General features: G+C 64.7%; 15 protein-coding genes and 1 other RNA gene. 9 read left to right on the plus strand and 7 right to left on the minus strand.

The window, feature by feature from the left end:
• Positions 1–50: 50 nt before the first annotated feature.
• Positions 51–482 (minus strand): inner membrane protein YiaA, encoded by a 432-nt coding sequence (gene yiaA / locus BJD12_RS10180; RefSeq protein ID WP_005996656.1) that lies wholly within the window; start codon positions 480–482, stop codon positions 51–53.
• A gap of 182 nt (positions 483–664) precedes the next feature.
• On the opposite strand from yiaA, the gene BJD12_RS10185 reads away from it, so the two are divergent.
• Entirely contained in the window at positions 665–1,840 is a 1,176-nt protein-coding gene (locus BJD12_RS10185) for a PQQ-dependent sugar dehydrogenase (RefSeq protein WP_042828584.1), read from the plus strand.
• Positions 1,841–2,248: 408 nt separating this feature from the next.
• Here the strand turns inward: BJD12_RS10185 and BJD12_RS10190 are convergent, their stop codons facing one another.
• From BJD12_RS10190 to tsaD, 3 genes are all read right to left on the minus strand, one after another.
• A complete protein-coding gene (locus BJD12_RS10190) occupies positions 2,249–4,420 on the minus strand; it encodes a glycoside hydrolase family 3 N-terminal domain-containing protein (RefSeq protein WP_005996917.1) in 2,172 nt (723 codons plus the stop codon).
• 179 nt (positions 4,421–4,599) lie between these two features.
• The gene (folB, locus tag BJD12_RS10195; RefSeq protein WP_005996916.1) at positions 4,600–4,959 is read right to left on the minus strand and encodes a dihydroneopterin aldolase; all 360 of its coding nucleotides are present in this window, start codon (positions 4,957–4,959) and stop codon (positions 4,600–4,602) included.
• 86 nt (positions 4,960–5,045) lie between these two features.
• Positions 5,046–6,107 (minus strand): tRNA (adenosine(37)-N6)-threonylcarbamoyltransferase complex transferase subunit TsaD, encoded by a 1,062-nt coding sequence (gene tsaD / locus BJD12_RS10200; protein WP_042828602.1) that lies wholly within the window; start codon positions 6,105–6,107, stop codon positions 5,046–5,048.
• 278 nt (positions 6,108–6,385) lie between these two features.
• Here tsaD and rpsU point away from each other — a divergent pair, with 278 nt between their 5' ends.
• The 8 genes from rpsU (at position 6,386) to BJD12_RS10240 (ending at position 14,035) form a co-directional block, all read left to right on the plus strand.
• Positions 6,386–6,601 (plus strand): 30S ribosomal protein S21, encoded by a 216-nt coding sequence (gene rpsU / locus BJD12_RS10205; protein ID WP_002808376.1) that lies wholly within the window; start codon positions 6,386–6,388, stop codon positions 6,599–6,601.
• A gap of 249 nt (positions 6,602–6,850) precedes the next feature.
• Positions 6,851–7,297 (plus strand): GatB/YqeY domain-containing protein, encoded by a 447-nt coding sequence (locus BJD12_RS10210; protein WP_005996914.1) that lies wholly within the window; start codon positions 6,851–6,853, stop codon positions 7,295–7,297.
• Positions 7,298–7,692: 395 nt separating this feature from the next.
• The gene (locus BJD12_RS10215; protein ID WP_050812911.1) at positions 7,693–8,649 is read left to right on the plus strand and encodes a YihY/virulence factor BrkB family protein; all 957 of its coding nucleotides are present in this window, start codon (positions 7,693–7,695) and stop codon (positions 8,647–8,649) included.
• An 84-nt stretch (positions 8,650–8,733) separates the two neighbouring features.
• Positions 8,734–10,482 (plus strand): DNA primase, encoded by a 1,749-nt coding sequence (dnaG, locus tag BJD12_RS10220; RefSeq protein WP_005996912.1) that lies wholly within the window; start codon positions 8,734–8,736, stop codon positions 10,480–10,482.
• Complete coding sequence (locus tag BJD12_RS10225; RefSeq protein ID WP_005996910.1) at positions 10,482–10,979, plus strand: fused DSP-PTPase phosphatase/NAD kinase-like protein; 498 nt, start codon at positions 10,482–10,484, stop codon at positions 10,977–10,979. The genes dnaG and BJD12_RS10225 overlap by 1 nt, the downstream gene beginning before the upstream one ends.
• A gap of 98 nt (positions 10,980–11,077) precedes the next feature.
• Positions 11,078–11,153: non-coding RNA, sX9 sRNA (locus BJD12_RS10230), on the plus strand.
• Between the two features lie 31 nt (positions 11,154–11,184).
• Positions 11,185–12,231 (plus strand): bile acid:sodium symporter family protein, encoded by a 1,047-nt coding sequence (locus tag BJD12_RS10235; RefSeq protein ID WP_005996907.1) that lies wholly within the window; start codon positions 11,185–11,187, stop codon positions 12,229–12,231.
• 232 nt (positions 12,232–12,463) lie between these two features.
• Positions 12,464–14,035, plus strand: coding sequence for a thioredoxin family protein (locus BJD12_RS10240; RefSeq protein ID WP_005996906.1), 1,572 nt, complete (start codon positions 12,464–12,466; stop codon positions 14,033–14,035).
• Between the two features lie 58 nt (positions 14,036–14,093).
• On the opposite strand, the gene cyoE is transcribed toward BJD12_RS10240, so the two are convergent.
• The 3 genes from cyoE to BJD12_RS10255 are packed head-to-tail and all read right to left on the minus strand — an operon-like array spanning position 14,094 to position 16,742.
• Complete coding sequence (gene cyoE, locus BJD12_RS10245) at positions 14,094–14,990, minus strand: heme o synthase (RefSeq protein ID WP_005996904.1); 897 nt, start codon at positions 14,988–14,990, stop codon at positions 14,094–14,096.
• A gap of 2 nt (positions 14,991–14,992) precedes the next feature.
• A complete protein-coding gene (locus BJD12_RS10250; RefSeq protein WP_039424022.1) occupies positions 14,993–16,156 on the minus strand; it encodes a COX15/CtaA family protein in 1,164 nt (387 codons plus the stop codon).
• Between the two features lie 10 nt (positions 16,157–16,166).
• Entirely contained in the window at positions 16,167–16,742 is a 576-nt protein-coding gene (locus tag BJD12_RS10255) for a hypothetical protein (RefSeq protein ID WP_039428292.1), read from the minus strand.
• Between the last annotated feature and the right edge of the window lie 22 nt (positions 16,743–16,764).

The raw sequence follows: 16,764 nt of genomic DNA on the forward strand, positions 1-16,764 counted from the left end.
CCACAACGCCACCGTCGAGGTGGCGTTGTCGCATCAGGATCGATGGCCGCTCAGTCCAGCGGCGGCGGTACGACACGCGGGGTGTGGGTCGCGTCTGCATCCATTGCGTCTCGCGTGTTCTTCTGCACTGCAACTGCGCCGAACAGGCTCAACGCGTAGGCCATTGCATAGAAGCCCTTTTCGCTGAGTAGCAAGGTGGCGTTGATCAAGCCGATCGCCAGCAGGACCAGTGCGATGATCAGCGAGAACCAACAAATGGCGTAATAAAGTCCTGTCACCGGAATCCCGTCTGCGCGGTCACGCACGCTCTTTTGCAGCGACACCGATGCAAACAGGCCAAACAGCAGCAAGGTGAAGTAATAGCCCTTTTCGTTGAGTAACATCTGCGCGTTCCATAAGCCGATCAGATACGCGGCGCTGCCCGCCAACAAGGCGGCCCATGAGGCTGCAATAAAGGCAGGCGAGGTTTTTTGCGTGGCCATGGAAACTCCTTTTCATGGTGAAACTGCATGATGAAACAACGATGTGAGACGCGGCCGGCCTGCGGAGAGTGATCTGCGACAAGAGCGGCCCCGTTGGCGTCGTGTAAGGTACTTGAAAACCCGACACGGAACACGTTGTGGGAGGGCTGCAGCGTGACCGTGCCCTTTCCCTGGAGGACCTCATGTCTATCCGTCGTCTGCTTGCTCTGGCCTGCTCGGCCACCTTGTTCACCACCGGTGCCGCGGGGGCAGCACCTGCCGCCCCCGCGGCGTCCATTCCCAAAGCGCAATGGCCCTTTCAGGCCGCAACCGTTGCCGATTTCGACGAGCCTTGGGCAATGACCTTCCTGCCCGATGGCACGCTGCTGGTCAGCGAAAAACGCGGCGCGCTGATGCGTCTGGACCCCAAAACCAAGCGCAAGAGCGCGGTGACCGGGGTACCCGCAGTCGCGTACGGCGGCCAGGGCGGGTTTGGCGATGTCCTAGCCCACCCGCGCTTCGCCAAGAACGGCCTGGTGTATGTGAGCTACGCCGAGCCGGGCGAGGGCGACACCCGCGGCGCGGCGGTCGCGCGCGCCAAACTCACGCTGGATGCCACCGGTGGCGGCACCTTGTCCGACCTCAAGGTGATCTGGCGACAGAATCCAAAAGTGTCTGGCAATGGGCATTTCGGTCATCGACTCGCATTTGGCCCGGACGGCAAGCTATGGATCACCTCCAGCGAGCGCCAGAAGTTCGATCCGGCACAGGACATGAAAGCCAATCTCGGCAAGTTGATCCGCCTCAACGACGACGGCAGCGTGCCGGCCGACAACCCGTTCGCCGCGCAGGGTGGCGTGGCCGCGCAGGTGTGGTCGCTGGGCCATCGCAATATTCTAGGTATCGCGTTCGACGGCAAAGGCCGGCTGTGGGAACACGAAATGGGTCCGGCCGGCGGCGATGAGCTCAACCTGATCCAACGCGGCGCCAACTATGGCTACCCTATCGTTTCCAACGGCGACCACTACGAAGGCACGCCGATTCCCGACCACAACACCCGTCCGGAATTTGCCGCACCCAAGATCAGCTGGACGCCGGTGATTTCGCCAGCCGGCTTTGTGATCTACAACGGCAAGCAGTTCCCAGCTTGGCGCGGCAATGGCTTCATCGGCGGACTGTCGTCGATGGCGCTGGTGCAGGTGTCGATCGGCGATCAGCCGCGCGAGGTGGCCCGTTACGACATGGGCGCACGCATCCGCGAGGTGGAGCAAGGCCCCGATGGCGCGCTGTGGTTGCTTGAAGACGAGGCCAGCGGCAGCACCGGGCGCCTGCTCAAGCTGACGCCCAAGAGCAAGGCTGCGGTCGAAAACGACGCGTGAGCGGCGTGAGATAGCCCGTTATCGGCACTGCCTGCGCATCGGTATGCGCAGGCAGTGCACAGTGGCAGATCGGTGCGTGCGCTGTCTTGCATGAATAGACGCATCGACGCCAGCGATGTCCTCTCGCCGGAGAGGCGCATGCGCTACAAAGTCGATGCTGCCCACGTAAGCCTCCGCGCTGTCGCGTGCAGTGTGCTCGCAGCAATGATGACGTCACCGTGTTTGCATGATTTCGGCCCGCATCTGCGGTGCGACAGCAAGCCAGGCCTACTCACCTGCATCATCACGCGACAACTGCCCCTGCAATCACAAGAGGCAGCCAGTGGCAACGTGATCGCGCCTTGCACGCGACCTCAATGCAACAGACTCCCTCGACGCGATGGTGCTCCACCGCGTTGACCAGCACACTCAGGCGCCGAGCAACTCGAATGTCACCGCGTCGCCACTCTTGGCCGATGCGCAGACCCACACATCGAACAGACCGGGCTCTGCACCGAACACGCTCTTGGGATTGGTAAACGCCAGCGCCTCGCGCGTCAGCGTAAACACCACATCCATCTGTTGGCCCGGCTGCAGCAACACCTTGCGGAAGCCCTTGAGTTCGCGCACCGGGCGCACCCGGCTTGCCACCCGATCGTGCACATACAGCTGCACCACTTCTTCGCCGGCAACGGCGCCGGTATTGGTCACGCGCGTGGTGATGGTCAGCGTGTCGTCCCAACCAAGTTGCGCGGCGCTCAACTGCGGCTGCGCATACGCAAACGTGGTGTAGCTCAGACCATGTCCAAATGGATACAGCGGCTCGTTGGGCATTTCGCGCCAACGCGCCTTGTATTCGGACAAGGTCGGCAGCTCGGGACGGCCGGTACGCAAATGATTGTAGAAATACGGCTGCTGCCCGGTGACCTGCGGAAAGCTGATCGGCAGGCGCGCGGACGGGTTGTAGTCGCCGAATAGCACATCGGCCACACCGGTGCCGGTCTGGGTGCCTAGATACCAGGTCACCGCAATCGCCTCGGCGTCGCGGACCGCGCCATGCAGCGCCAACGCGCGACCATTGCGCAACAGCACCACGATGGGCGTACCGGTGGCGGCAACCGCTTCGGCAAGCGCCTGCTGCGCCGGCGGCAACGTGATTTCGGTGCGCGACTGCGCTTCGCCACTGAAACGCTGCGGCTCGCCGAGCGCCAGCACCACCACATCGGCGGCCTGCGCTGCATCGATGGCGGCAGAAATGCCGCCCGGCAGCGCCTCTTCCAGGCCGCAACCTGGCACAACACTCAGGTATTCGGTGCCGACCACGGCGCGTACGCCCTGCTCCAGGGTCACGTAACGCGCCTTGTCGCCGAACAACGTCCAGCACCCTTCGATGTTCTCGCGGTCCTGCACGAACGGGCCGATCAACGCAATCCGCTGCCCGCTCTTCTTCAGCGGCAGCACCGCGCCGTCGTTCTTCAGCAATACGATCGAGCGCCGCGCCGCATCGCGCGACAACGCGTCGTGCGCAGGCAGGTGGGCGTTGTCGGCTTCGCGCGCCGGGTCCAGCGAGCGATACGGGTTGTCGAACAAGCCAATCGCATCCTTCAACTGCAGAATGCGGCGCACGCTGGCATCCAGCGTGGCCATCGGCACTTCGCCGCTTTCCACCAGCGACGGCAGGTGCGCGGCATAGAAGCCGCTCTGCATGCTCAGGTCCAGCCCGGCCAGGAACGCCTTCTTGGTCGCGTCGCGCTCATCGGCCGCGTAGCCGTGCGCGATCAATTCCATGTCGGCGGTGTAGTCGGAAATCACCACCCCCGGGAACTGCCATTCACCGCGCAGGATCTCGGTCAGCAGCTCGTGGTTGGCACTGGCCGGCACGCCGTTGATGTCGTTGAACGAAGACATCACCGTCAGTGCGCCGGCATCGAAGGCAGCCTTGAACGGCGGGAGATGCACATCGCGCAGCGTCTGCGGCGCGATGTCGACGGTGTTGTATTCCATGCCTGCGGCCACGGCGCCATAGGCGGCGAAGTGCTTGGGCGTGGCCAGCAGACAATCGTCGGCGGTCAGGTCGCTGCCCTGAAAACCGCGCACGCGCGCGGCGGCAAACGCCATGCCCAGTACCACGTCTTCGCCGGCGCCCTCGGCGCCACGGCCCCAGCGCTGGTCGCGTGCGATATCCACCGCCGGTGCGTAGGTCCAGTGCAGGCCGGCGGCGGTGGCCTCGATCGCGGTGGCGCGCGCAGTGCGCTCGGCCAGTTCCGGTTCGAAGCTGGCCGCTTCGCCCAGCGGGATCGGGAACACCGTGCGCATGCCGTGTATCACGTCGGCGGCCAGGATCACCGGGATACCCAGGCGGCTCTCTTCCACCGCCACCTTCTGGATCTGCACGCCCAGCGCGGCGCCCACCCCATTGAACAGCGAGCCTACCCGGCCCTGCCGCACCTGCTGCAACACCTCGTCGGCGTTGAGCACATTGGCCTCGGGATTCACGTCCGGCGCGAACGGCCGCACCATGTCGGCGAACACACCCAACTGGCCGACCTTCTCTTCGACGGTCATCCGGGCAATCAGGGTTTCGATGCGATCAGCAGCCATGAGATCCTTGAGAAAACGTTTACATGGCCGGCAATTCTAGCCCGACGCGACCGCGGAGGTGCAAGTTTCGGGCGCGAAAAATCGTGATTGGCGAATTGTCGCGCTCGCTGTGAAGACGCATGCCGCGATGAATCGATGCGGTCGCCTGCCCGGATTCCGGTGCGAATGGCCTGAGATCTTCAGGCCTGAGCGCGTGCCCGTTCGATGATCACGCCTACTGCCTGGGCGCCACGCACCGCGCCAGGCTTGCTCAGCTTCAGCCGCAACCAGTGCACGCCGAACTCGTCCAGCACGATCGCTGCGCAGCGCTCGGCCAGCGTTTCGACCAGCCCGAAGTCGGACGCCTGCACGAATTCGATCAGACGCTTGCTCACCGCCTTGTAGTTCAAGGTATCGGCAATGTTGTCGCTGGCGGCTGGAATGCGGTTGTCGAACCCCATCTCCAGATCGAACCGCAAGGTCTGCCGGATCCGCCGCTCCCAGTCGTAGATGCCGATCAGCGCATCGATGTCGAGACCTTCAATAAACACTTTGTCCATGGGATAGAGAATAGGGAGTCGGGAAAGGGAATGGGGAGAAGCCAGGGCGACAACACAGGCACGGACAGGGTCGGGGTAACGCTTTCCTATTCCCGATTCTCAATTCCCAATTCCCGCGCCGCCGCCAACGGCGGCAAGCCCGCCATATCCCAGCGCGGCGTCACATGCACCTCGGCTCCGGTACGCTCGCCGGCCTCCAGGCGCAGCGCGCCGGCGAAGGCGATCATGGCGCCGTTGTCGGTGCATAGGGCCGGGCGCGGGAAGCACACCCGGCCACCACGCCGCTGCGTCGCCTCGTGCAATTGCGCGCGCAGGCGCTTGTTGGCGCCCACCCCGCCGGCCACCACCAACGTATTGCAACCGGCGGCATCCAGCGCGCGCAGGCATTTGATCGCCAGCGTCTCCACCACCGCATCTTCGAAACCGCGCGCGATGTCCGCGCGCGTCGTGTCGGACTGGTCGCTGCCGCGCCAGGCCAGCAGCACCTGGGTCTTAAGCCCGCTGAAACTGAAATCCAGCCCCGGCCGGTCGGTCATCGGCCGCGCGAACTTGTAGCGCCCCGGCGTGCCGGTTTCGGCAAGCGCGGCCAGCTGCGGGCCGCCCGGATACGGCAGACCCATCATCTTGGCGGTCTTGTCGAAGGCCTCGCCAGCGGCGTCGTCCAGCGTTTCACCCAGCACTTCGTAACGCCCGAGCGCCTTCACCGAGACCAATTGGGTATGGCCGCCGGAGACCAGCAGCGCCACGAACGGTGGCTGCGGCGGGTCGTCTTCCATCAGTGGGGCGAGCAGATGGCCTTCCATGTGGTGCACCCCGATCGCCGGAACGTCCAGTGCCCACGCCAGCGAGCGCGCCACTCCGGCGCCTACAAGGAGTGCGCCGACCAAACCCGGGCCGGCGGTATACGCCACCCCGTCCAGTTCGTCGATGCGCAACCCCGCTTCGCCCAGGGTCTGGCGGATCAACGGCAGCAGCTTGCGCACGTGGTCGCGGCTGGCCAGCTCGGGCACCACCCCGCCGTACTCGGCATGTAGGGCGATCTGGCTGTAGACCGCATGGGCGCGCAGCGCCGCCACGCCGGACAGGGCAGTGTCGTAGACCGCCACGCCGGTCTCATCGCATGATGATTCGATCCCAAGGACTTTCACGGTAGCTCGGCACATAGAACAAGTGTCCATTTTCGCAGCTTTTGGGCTGCGCAGATGCGCCGGCGGCGATCTGCTACGCGCCCGCATCCACGGCACCGAATCGGGCGCAAACGCACGCCCTGGCGGGCTTGTGAAGGTAAATGTCGGCAGGGGCTTGCAGGTCGTTGGCAAGTCGTTATAATGCGCGGCTCGCCGGGGCAACCCGGAAATTCCGTCACGCGAGTCCGCTCGCACCCGCCCGGGGCTCCCGGACGGAAATCCCATTTTCTGGAGAACACATGCCCAGCGTTAAAGTCCGCGAGAACGAGCCCTTCGAATTTGCGCTCCGCCGTTTCAAGCGCACCTGCGAAAAGGCCGGCGTGCTGGCCGAAACCCGCAAGCGCGAGTTCTATGAAAAGCCGACCCAGGAGCGTAAGCGCAAGGCCGCCGCTGCTGTGAAGCGTCAGTTGCGTCGTTCCTCGCGCGACGTCACCAAGCGCCAGCGCTTGTACTGATCGAACGCGGTTCTTGTCGACGGGTCTGCGCTGTAGGCGCGGCCCATCGAAACAGAACCCAGGAGCCGGCACGCGCAAGCGTCGCCGGCTTTTTGTATTGGTCCATTGAACGGGCCTAACGCGTCATTGGCGATATGACGCCGCCGGCCCTGCCCGCGCGCAACCATCTCGCCCTTCCCCTCTGTTTCGCCGACGCACGTTGCCAGCGCAGCGCGTCGGCCCCTTCACTACGTAACCAGGAGTTACCGCATGCCCCTGAAGCAGCAGCTCACCGATGACATGAAGGCCGCGATGAAGTCCGGCGACAAGCACAGCCTGGGTGTGATCCGGCTGATCAACGCCGCGATCAAGCAGAAGGAAGTGGACGAGCGCATCGACATGGACGACGCCGCGGTGATCGCCGTGCTCGACAAGATGGTCAAGCAGCGCAAGGATTCGGTGACCCAGTTCGAAGCGGCCGCACGCGACGACCTAGCCCAGATCGAGCGCGCGGAAATCGTGGTGATCGAGCGCTATCTGCCGGCCAAGATGGGCGAAGCCGAGATCGTGGCCGCCATCCAGGCCGCGATCAGCGAAACAGGTGCCAGCAGCCCGGCCGACATTGGCAAGCTGATGGGCGCACTCAAGCCCAAGCTGGCCGGTCAGGCCGACATGGGCCTGGTCTCGACCCTGGTCAAGCAGCACCTGGCAGGCTGATCCACGCGTCCGCACGGCCCTGCGCCAAAAAGCCGGGGCGCTGCGGACAGCGTGAGGTGTTCGCGCTGAAAAATCAGCGCCCGTGGCATTGCCGAAGCGCGCCGGCACTCCGCAGGGCAGCGCCGCTATGCGCACGCTCTACGAAAACGCTTCGCATGCCGAAGACGCAACGCCTCATCCAAAGTCGCGATACGGCAACCGCATCGCGCACTGCGCGAGCGCATCGCTTACCCATTGACGCATCCCGGCTCGCCAAGCGTGCTTTCACCCCTCCTTCGATTTGGCCCTGCTAGAACGGGTAAGCCAGCGCAGGCGTGGACAAGGTTTTCCCGCATACCGACCTTGTTCCGACCCACCTGCGCAAACAACGGTATGCGCCAAGGATGTTTCCGCCGGTGACAACGCTTTCAACCGCCTATCTGCATAAGCATGTGAGCCGCCTGCAGCGCAGCGTCCCGATGGCACTGCTGAACCGCTTTATCGAAATCGACGTGATGACGCAGGCTGCGTCGTTGTCGTTTTACGCACTGCTGTCGCTGGCACCGCTGCTGGTGCTGCTGTTATGGCTGACGGCCTCGCTGTATCCGCCTGCGCAGGACGCGTTGGTGCAGCAGGTTGCACAACTTGCCGGCGGCAGCGCGGCCGAAGTTGCGCAGACCATCATCCGTAATGCGACCGATCAGCCCGGCGTAGGCTCACTGGCAGGATTGTGGAGCACGCTGTTGTTGTTTATCGGCGCCACGGCGGTGTTTGCGCAGCTGCAGAACGCCTTGAACCTGATTTTCCGCACCGACAAGCAACGCCTGGACGGCCTGATGGCGTGGCTGAAAAAGCGCGTGTTCTCGTTTGGCGTGATTCTGGCCCTGGGCTTTTTGCTGATCGTGTCGATGATCGCCACCACTGCATTGCAGGTGGTGTTTGCGCGCCTGCCATCGGTGTTGCCGGCCGTGGGCTATGTCACCACGCTGGCGCTGTATTCGTTGGCGTTTGCCTTCCTGTATCGCTACCTGCCCGACCGCACCGTCGATTGGCGCCAAGCGTTTCTGGGCGGTGTCATCACCGCGCTGCTGTTTGCGCTGGGCCGCTATGCCATTGGGGTGTACATCGCCACCGCGGCGCCCGGCAGCGCCTACGGCTCGATGGGCACGCTGGTGATCCTGCTGGTGTGGATGTATTACGCCTCGGTGGTGTTCTTCGTCGGTGCGTTGATTACCGCGGTGATCGACGAGCGTGTCCGCTCGCACCGCAAGTTGCGCGAGGCCGGCGTGGACCCGGAGCACCCACCGGTGGTCGTGCCGCCAGCTGATGCGCAGGCAGGTTCCGCAGCTCCGACGCCGACGCAGCACAGCTGAGCGTCAGCTGATACAGGCAGCGGCAGCGCCGGCGGGCGCCTTCTAAAACAGGGCGGCCGCGGGCCGCTGCGATATCCTAGCGGGATGGCCCGCATCCCCGACGCATTCATCGACGAATTGCTTGCACGCACCGACATCGTCGAAGTGGTGGGCGGCCGCGTGCCGCTCAAGCGCCAGGGCAAGGAATATTCGGCGCGCTGCCCGTTCCATGACGAACGCTCGGCCTCGTTCACGGTCTCGCCGACCAAGCAGTTCTATCACTGCTTCGGCTGTGGCGCGCATGGCACGGCGATCAGCTTTTTGATGAATTACGACCGCCTCGAGTTTCTCGATGCGGTCGACGAGCTGGCCAAGCGCGCCGGTATGGAGATTCCGCGCGACACGCAGCAGCGCACCCCGCAGCAGCAAGACGACAGCCGCGAGCTGTATTCGGCACTGGAAGCGGCCACCAAGTTCTTTCAGCGCCAGCTCGAAGGCAGCACACGCGCGGCCGAATACCTGGATGGGCGCGGCGTGGACGCCGACAATCGTGCGCGTTTCCAGATCGGCTATGCGCCCGATGGCTATAGCGCATTGAAGGACACCCTGGGCACCGATGCGCGTCGCATGAGCGTGCTCGAACGCGCCGGGCTATTTTCCAAGAACGACCGCGGCCATGTCTACGACAAATTCCGCGACCGGGTGATGTTCCCGATCTTCGACCGCCGTGGCCGCGTCATTGCCTTCGGCGGCCGCATCATGGGCGCCCCGGCCGATGGCCGCGACCCGGGCCCGAAATACCTCAATTCGCCGGAAACCACGCTGTTCCACAAGGGCCGCGAGTTGTACGGCCTGTGGCAGGTGCGTCAGGCCAATCAGAAGATCGAGCGGCTGATCGTGGTCGAGGGCTACATGGACGTGGTGTCGCTGTTCCAGTTTGGTGTGACCCAGGCGGTGGCCACCTTGGGCACCGCCACCACGCCAGAGCATGCCGAGCTGCTGTTCCGCAATGCGCCGGATGTGTACTTCTGCTTCGACGGCGACAATGCCGGGCGCAAGGCCGGTTGGCGCGCGCTCGAATCGGTGCTGCCGCGCATGAAGGATGGCCGCCAGGCGTTCTTCCTGTTCCTGCCCGATGGCGAAGACCCGGACACCATCGTCCGCAAGGAAGGCGCGCAGGCCTTCGACCAGCGCCTGAAACAGGCCACGCCGCTGTCACAGTTCTTTTTCGACGAAATGTCGCGCGAGATCAATCTGCACACGCTGGACGGCAAGGCGCGCCTGGCCGAGCGTGCCAAACCAATGCTGGCGCAGATTCCCGAAGGCGCGTTCGGCGATCTGATGAAGCAGGAACTGGCGCGCATGACCGGCGTCGGCGCGAGCATGTCCGCGCAACAGTCCTCGCCAAAGACACGGCCGCCCGTGCGCATGGGTGCACCCACGCAGAAACGCAGCCTGGTGCGTGCGTCGATCGCCATCCTGTTGCAACAACCCTCACTGGCGATGAGCCTGGAAGGCGACCACGATTTTTCCGGCTTGCGCCTGCCCGGCATCGAGCTGTTGATGGAGCTGCTGGCGCTGGTACGGCAACGGCCGGAAATCAGCACCGGCGCGTTGCTGGAACACTTCGCCGAGCGCGAGGAACTGGTTGCGCTGCAGAAGCTGGCCGCGCAGGAGCTGCCCGGCGACGAGCATAGCTGGGCAATCGAGTTGCACGACGTCGTCGCCCAGCTCGACAAGCAGTTACTGCGCCAGCGCGTGGAAGAGCTGCAGGCCAAGCAGCGCGCGCAGGGCCTGGACAACACCGACAAATACGAAATGCGCGAGTTGCTCAAGGCGCTTGCAGCGTTGTGATGCCCCACCGCCTGCGCCATGCGGCCTGGTGCATTGCGCTGCTCAGCAGCGCTGCGTTGGCGCAGGCAACGCACGCAGGCAGCACCGGCAATCTCTCCAGTTCCGGCCAGCCCACGCAGGCAGACCTGCGCGCTGCTGCGGCCAAGGGCGTCACCACGGTGATCGATCTGCGCGGCCCGGAGGAGCCACGCGGCTACGACGAAATCGCAGCCACCGAGGCACTGGGCCTGCGCTACGTGCGCCTGCCGGTCCGCAATGCCGATGCACTCACCCCAGAAGCCGCACGCGTGTTGCAACGGGCGCTCGATCAACAGCAGCACGGCGCCGTGTTACTGCATTGCGCCACCGGCAATCGCGCCGGCGCGCTGCTGGCCCTGCTCGCCGCACGCGAAGGGGCAAGCACCGAACAGGCTCTGCAAGTCGGACGCGATGCTGGCATGCGGCCGTCGCTGGAGGCAGCGGTGCGCAAGCAACTGGACGCTGCACCGCAACGCTGAGAACGCGCGGTGCCCCCGCAGCCACAACGACACAGTCTTGGAACACCTAACAAAACGATTGTGCTCCCCAGGCAGGCGCGGCCGGTGCTTGGCGCGGCATGTACCAATCGCCCACTCCGGTTCCCATGCGCTTTCCACACCCACCTGACGACTGCTCGCGGCGATTTGTCAGCCGCTCTCAGGCAGCGCACGCACGCGTCGTAGAATGACCCGCTCCAGGCGCACGATCGCGCGATACCGTCGGATCTCGATGAAGAAGCTGCTGGCGCGGTTGCGCATTGACCCCTTCACCCTCGCGCTGCTGTGCACGGTCACGCTGGCCTCATTGTTGCCGGTCTCCGGCGCTGCCGCCGCAATCATGGACGACGTCACCGACGTGGCGATCGCGGCACTGTTCTTCCTGCACGGGGCACGGCTGTCGCGCGAAGCGGTCAAGGCCGGCGCGCTGCATTGGCGCCTGCATCTGGTGATCCTGGCCTGCACCTTCGTGCTGTTTCCGCTGCTCGGCCTGTTGTTCAAGCCACTGGCGCATCTCGCACTGACGCCGGAGCTTTATATCGGCGTGCTGTTCTTGTGTGCGCTGCCGTCCACGGTGCAGTCGTCGATCGCCTTTACCTCGATGGCGCGCGGCAACGTGCCGGCCGCGGTGTGTGCGGCGTCGCTTTCGAGCCTGCTGGGCGTGTTTTTCACCCCGTTGCTGATGGGCGCGATGGTCGGCAGCCAGGGTGCGATGGCGCATCCGGCCGAAGCCATCGGCAAGATCCTGCTGCAGCTGCTGGTGCCGTTTTTGGCTGGGCATTTCATGCGCCCGTGGATCGGCGGTTGGGTCGAGCGCCATCGCGCGGTGCTGCGCTATACCGACCAGGGCACCATCCTGCTGGTGGTCTACACCGCCTTCAGCGCGTCGGTGAACGAGGGGCTATGGCAGAAGACCCCACTGCCGGCGTTGCTCGCGGTGCTGGGCGCTGCGGCACTGTTGCTGGCAGTGGCCATGCTGTCGATCACCTTCATGGCGCGCCGGCTTGGCTTCAACCGTGCCGACGAAATCGCGATCGTTTTCTGCGGCTCGAAAAAGAGTCTGGCCACCGGCGTGCCGATGGCCAAGGTCATGTTTGCCGGCGGCGGGCTGGGTGCGATCGTCTTGCCGATCATGCTGTATCACCAGTTGCAACTGATCGTCTGTGCCTTCGTGGCCGCGCGCTATGCACGCACCGCGCCGAGCGATGCACAACCGGGCGCAGGGCGAAGCTAGCTGCGGATGCCACGGGTGCGGTAGCAGCGTGACCGCACCCTCTTTCGAACACCTGTTGAATCATTACGCCAGACAGCGCATCCGCCTGCCGATGATGCGTTCGGCGTGACGGCGGTTCGCATTGTCTGGTCCGTTCAAGATCCAGGGAAGTGACACTTCCGGCGGTACGCGGCGGAACGTCCACCGACGGCTCGACGACGTGCGACCACCCTCCGTCACGCAAAGGCTTTCCATGACAATGTCGTTTCGTGCGCCTTCTCCGGCGCTGATTGCGCTTTCTGTCGTGCTGGCGACGCTGACGGCCTGCGAAAAACCTGCTCCGTCCGCGGCATCCTTAACGCCCGCAGCGGAGACCGCCCCGCGCCAGACCAGCGTTCGGTGGCATGAGGGCAACCTCGACAAAGCCCTGGAAGAAGCCAAAAAGACCGGCAAACCGCTTCTGCTGTACTGGGGCGCGGTGTGGTGCCCGCCCTGCAACCGCCTCAAGGCCACCACCTTCAAGGATCCGGCGTTCATCGCGCAGGTCCAGCAGTTCGTGGCGGTGCACCTCGATGCAGACCTGGAAGAAGCCCAGGGAGCTGCCGAACGCTTCAATGTCAAGGGATACCCCACCCTCATCATGCTGCGGCCGGATGGTAGCGAAATCACCCGCCTGATCGGCGATATCACCACTGCGCAACTCGTTGACGGCCTGCGCACGGCAACCCGGCTCACCGTTGGTACCCAACAATTGCTGCAGCTGGCGCTCAAGCAGCCAGCAGCCCTGAAGCAGGACGAATGGGCTCTGCTCGCCAACTACGGTTGGCTTTTGGACAATCAATTGGTCGATGCCAAGCAAGCTCCTCGCGTTCTCACTGCGTTGGCCAAAACAGCACCACAGCCGGCGTTGCAACGGCAGTTCCAGCTCCTGGCCATACTCATCGCCAAGCAAAAGCCGGTCGCCCACCCCGCCACGTACGCGTTACTGCAAGCTGTGCTCGCCGAGCCAGCAGAGGTCCGGGCCAATCTTCCTGTTCTGGTCGGCAATGCCGCCACGCTGGTTGCTGCAGCCACAGCCGATGCAGGCAAGCGGGCCAGCTTGTCGCAGACATTCGATCAAGCGCTGATGCGCGCCTATGCCGACCCTACGCTGCCGATTGTCGATCGCTTGAGCACTGCGTCTGCGACGATCGCGCTTGCACGGCTGGCCCAGGGGCAGACGAGTGAGGCCAACGGAAAGAAACCGCAGCCGCCATTGCCGCCCTCCGTGGTCGAGACGGTGCATCAACGCGTGCAGTGGGCCGTGACCGCGGCCAAGACCGCCGAGGAGCGCCAGTCCACCATCTCCAGTGCCATGTATCTGTTGGTCGACGTCGGCGACAACGGTGGCGCAGAACAATTGCTGATGGCAGAGTTGGCGCGCACCAAGACGCCGTCTTACTACATGCCATACCTCGGCCACCTGGCCGAAGACCGAGGTGACAGCAAAACCGCGCTGTCCTGGTACAAGAAGGCCTACGAAACCCCCGGCAGCGAGGGAACCATCGTCTATCGAGGCATGACCTATCTGGAGGCCCTGATCCGGCTTGGTCCAGACGATGCTGCAGGCATCGAGACGCTGGCGACCCAGGTGATAGGCGATCTGGCGCGCCAGACCGATGGCTACCTGCAGGACAATCGCGGCCACTTCGAACCAGTGGCTGCCGCACTGCAAACCTGGAGCAAGCAACACCCTGCCCAAGGCAGCGCGATGCTTAGGCGCCTGCAGCAGAAAGCGCAGACCCTATGCGGCACCAAGACCGTCTGCCTCACCTGGCTAGGCTAGGAATCATCGCCATGGCGGGCACGCGCGCGACGCGGCTCGCCGATAAGGGCGCCTGGTGTTAGCGCACCCAGGGCAACAGCAGGTGATCGACCATCAAGAAGGCGAACAGCGCCATCAGATACACGATGGAATAGCCGAACATCTTCATCGAAAACAGTTCGTCCGGCGGGTCCAGCATGCGCCATGCATACCAGAGGAACACCGCGTTGAGTACCACCGCGCCGCCCAGATAAAACACTCCGCTCATGCCTACTGCCACCGGCAGCAGCGTCACGATGGCCAGCACGATCGTGTAGATGAGGATCTGCTTGCGCGTATGTGGCACACCGTGGGTCACCGGCAACATCGGGATTGCTGCCTTGGCGTAGTCGGCGCGCCGGAAGATCGCCAAGGCCCAGAAATGCGGCGGCGTCCAGATGAAGATGATCAGCACCAGGATCGAAGCATTGATCCAATCGGCCGTGGTCGGCAGACCGGTCACCGCCGCCCAGCCCAGCATCGGCGGCGTGGCGCCGGCCAGCCCACCGATCACGATGTTCTGCGAGGTCGCCCGTTTCAGGTAGACGGTGTAGATCACCGCATAGCCGATCATCGAGGCGAAGGTCAGCACCGCGGTGATGACGTTCACCCAGACCACCAGCATGGTCATGGAGATCGCGATCAACACGCTGGCAAAGACCATCACCTGCCACGGTCGTACCTTGCCCACCACCAACGGACGCCAGGACGTGCGCGCCATCTGCGCGTCGATCTTGGCATCGAGCAATTGATTGATCGCCGCCGCCGCCGAGGCGGCCAACCAGATCCCCACAAAACCCAGGATGCCCGCGCGCACCTGCGCCCAGGTGGGCACGCCGGGAATGGCCAGGAACATGCCCACCAGCGCGGTGAACACGATCAGTGCCACCACCTTCGGTTTGGTCAGATCCCAATAATCGCGTGCGCTGACAGCCATGCTCACTCCGGCGCGCGCAACCGCGCCAATAGCGACACCAGCACAAACAGCAGGGCCACCGCGCCCCCGTTATGCAGCACCGACACTTCCAGCGGCAAGGCCAGCTTGACGTTGAGCATGCCCAGCGTCACCTGCACCGCCACCAGCACCGCCAGCGCGCTCGCCCACACCCGCATCCCGGGCGAACGCGACAACCGCCACGCCAGCCACCACAGGTACAGCGCGGTCGCGATCGCCCACAACCGATGCGCCATCTGGATGGCGATACGCGCTGCGCCATCGAGCACGCCGCCTTCGTAATCCACACCGATACCGCGCCACAGCGTGAAGCCTTCGCGGAAATCATGCGTCGGCCACCACTGGCTGACGCAACGCGGGAAGTTGTCCGCAGACCAGCTGCCGCCGCCGCAGGCCAGCGCCGCGTAATTGGCGCTGACCCAGCCGCCCAGCGCGATCTGCAGGCCCAGCACCGCCACGCCCAGGCGCAGCAGCCACTTCAGCCGCGAGGCGTCGGCCAGCGTGATCGGCAGGTGGGTCGCACGCCACGCCATCCACACCAGCAGCGAAAACATCAGCATGCCGCCGAGCAGATGGCCCATCACTACGATAGGTTTGAGCAGCAGCGTCACCGTCCACATGCCCAGCAGCGCCTGGAAGATCACCACCGCCAGCGTCAGCACGCCGGCGCGCGCCAGATCGATATTGCTCCAGCGCAGCGCGGCCAGCAGCAGGATCGCCTCGCCTGCGACTGCCACACCCATCGCCAGCGTGTGCCAGCCGGACATGTACAGGGGGATCGAGAGCGCCACCAGCGCCGCGGCCGACACCACCTGCGCAATACCCATGCGACGGCGACGCGCGGCCAGTAGCGACAGCACCAGCACTTCCACGCCCAGCGCGCCAGCCAGGAAGCGGTGCACCTGCTCGCGCCAGGCCTTGTGCGATTCCAGCGGGCGGATCTTGCTGGCCACGTGCGTGTTGGCTTCGTCGGTGGTCTGCGGCCAGGTCACGCGGCCGTAGCAGGTCGGCCAGTCCGGGCAGCTCATGCCTGCGTCGGACAGGCGCACGAACGACCCGAACAGGATCGTGCTCGCCGTGAACAGCGCCGCCAGCCAGGCCATGCGGTGGAAGTGGCGGAACAATGCCGGTGGTGCAAACAGATTCATCGGAACAGGCTCACATCAATTTCAGCAGCTTGACCAGATCCGCGCGCAAGCCGGCCGGGTCGAAACCCGGGGCATAGCGGAGGATCACGAAGCCGTTGGGGTCGATCACATACACCGGCACGCCGGCGGCATCGTTGCTACGCGGCAATGCGCTCCGCAGCGCGGCATCGTCGCGCAGCACGCGCAAGGCCGGCATCGGCGGCAGGCCGGCCGGCGGCGTGCCGATCCACAGCACCTCCACCTTGTCGGCGCGATGCCCCAGCAGCTGCCAGACCTTGTCCAGTTCCGCGGCCAATGCCACGCATTGCTGGGCGCAACCTGCCGGCGGCGCCAGCGTAATCCGCCAGATGCGCTCGCCAGGCGCCCATGCGTACGGTTTCCCGTCCGCGCGCACCGGCACCAGCGCACGCAGGTCGGCGGGCGGATTGAGCAATTGTCCGTTGTTGCGCATCGACGCCGGCTGCCAGCCGGAGAAGCGCAGGACGCCGGCCAGCAACATCGAGCCGAAGAACAGCGCTGCCAGGGCAATCAGCATCCTGCGGCCGCGGGTGACCGAGTGCGGCGTGGCCGATGTAGGAGAGGTCATGCCGGCGATTTTCTCATGCCGC

This window comes from Xanthomonas vesicatoria ATCC 35937, assembly GCF_001908725.1.
In the GTDB taxonomy this organism is placed as follows: Bacteria; Pseudomonadota; Gammaproteobacteria; order Xanthomonadales; family Xanthomonadaceae; genus Xanthomonas; species Xanthomonas vesicatoria.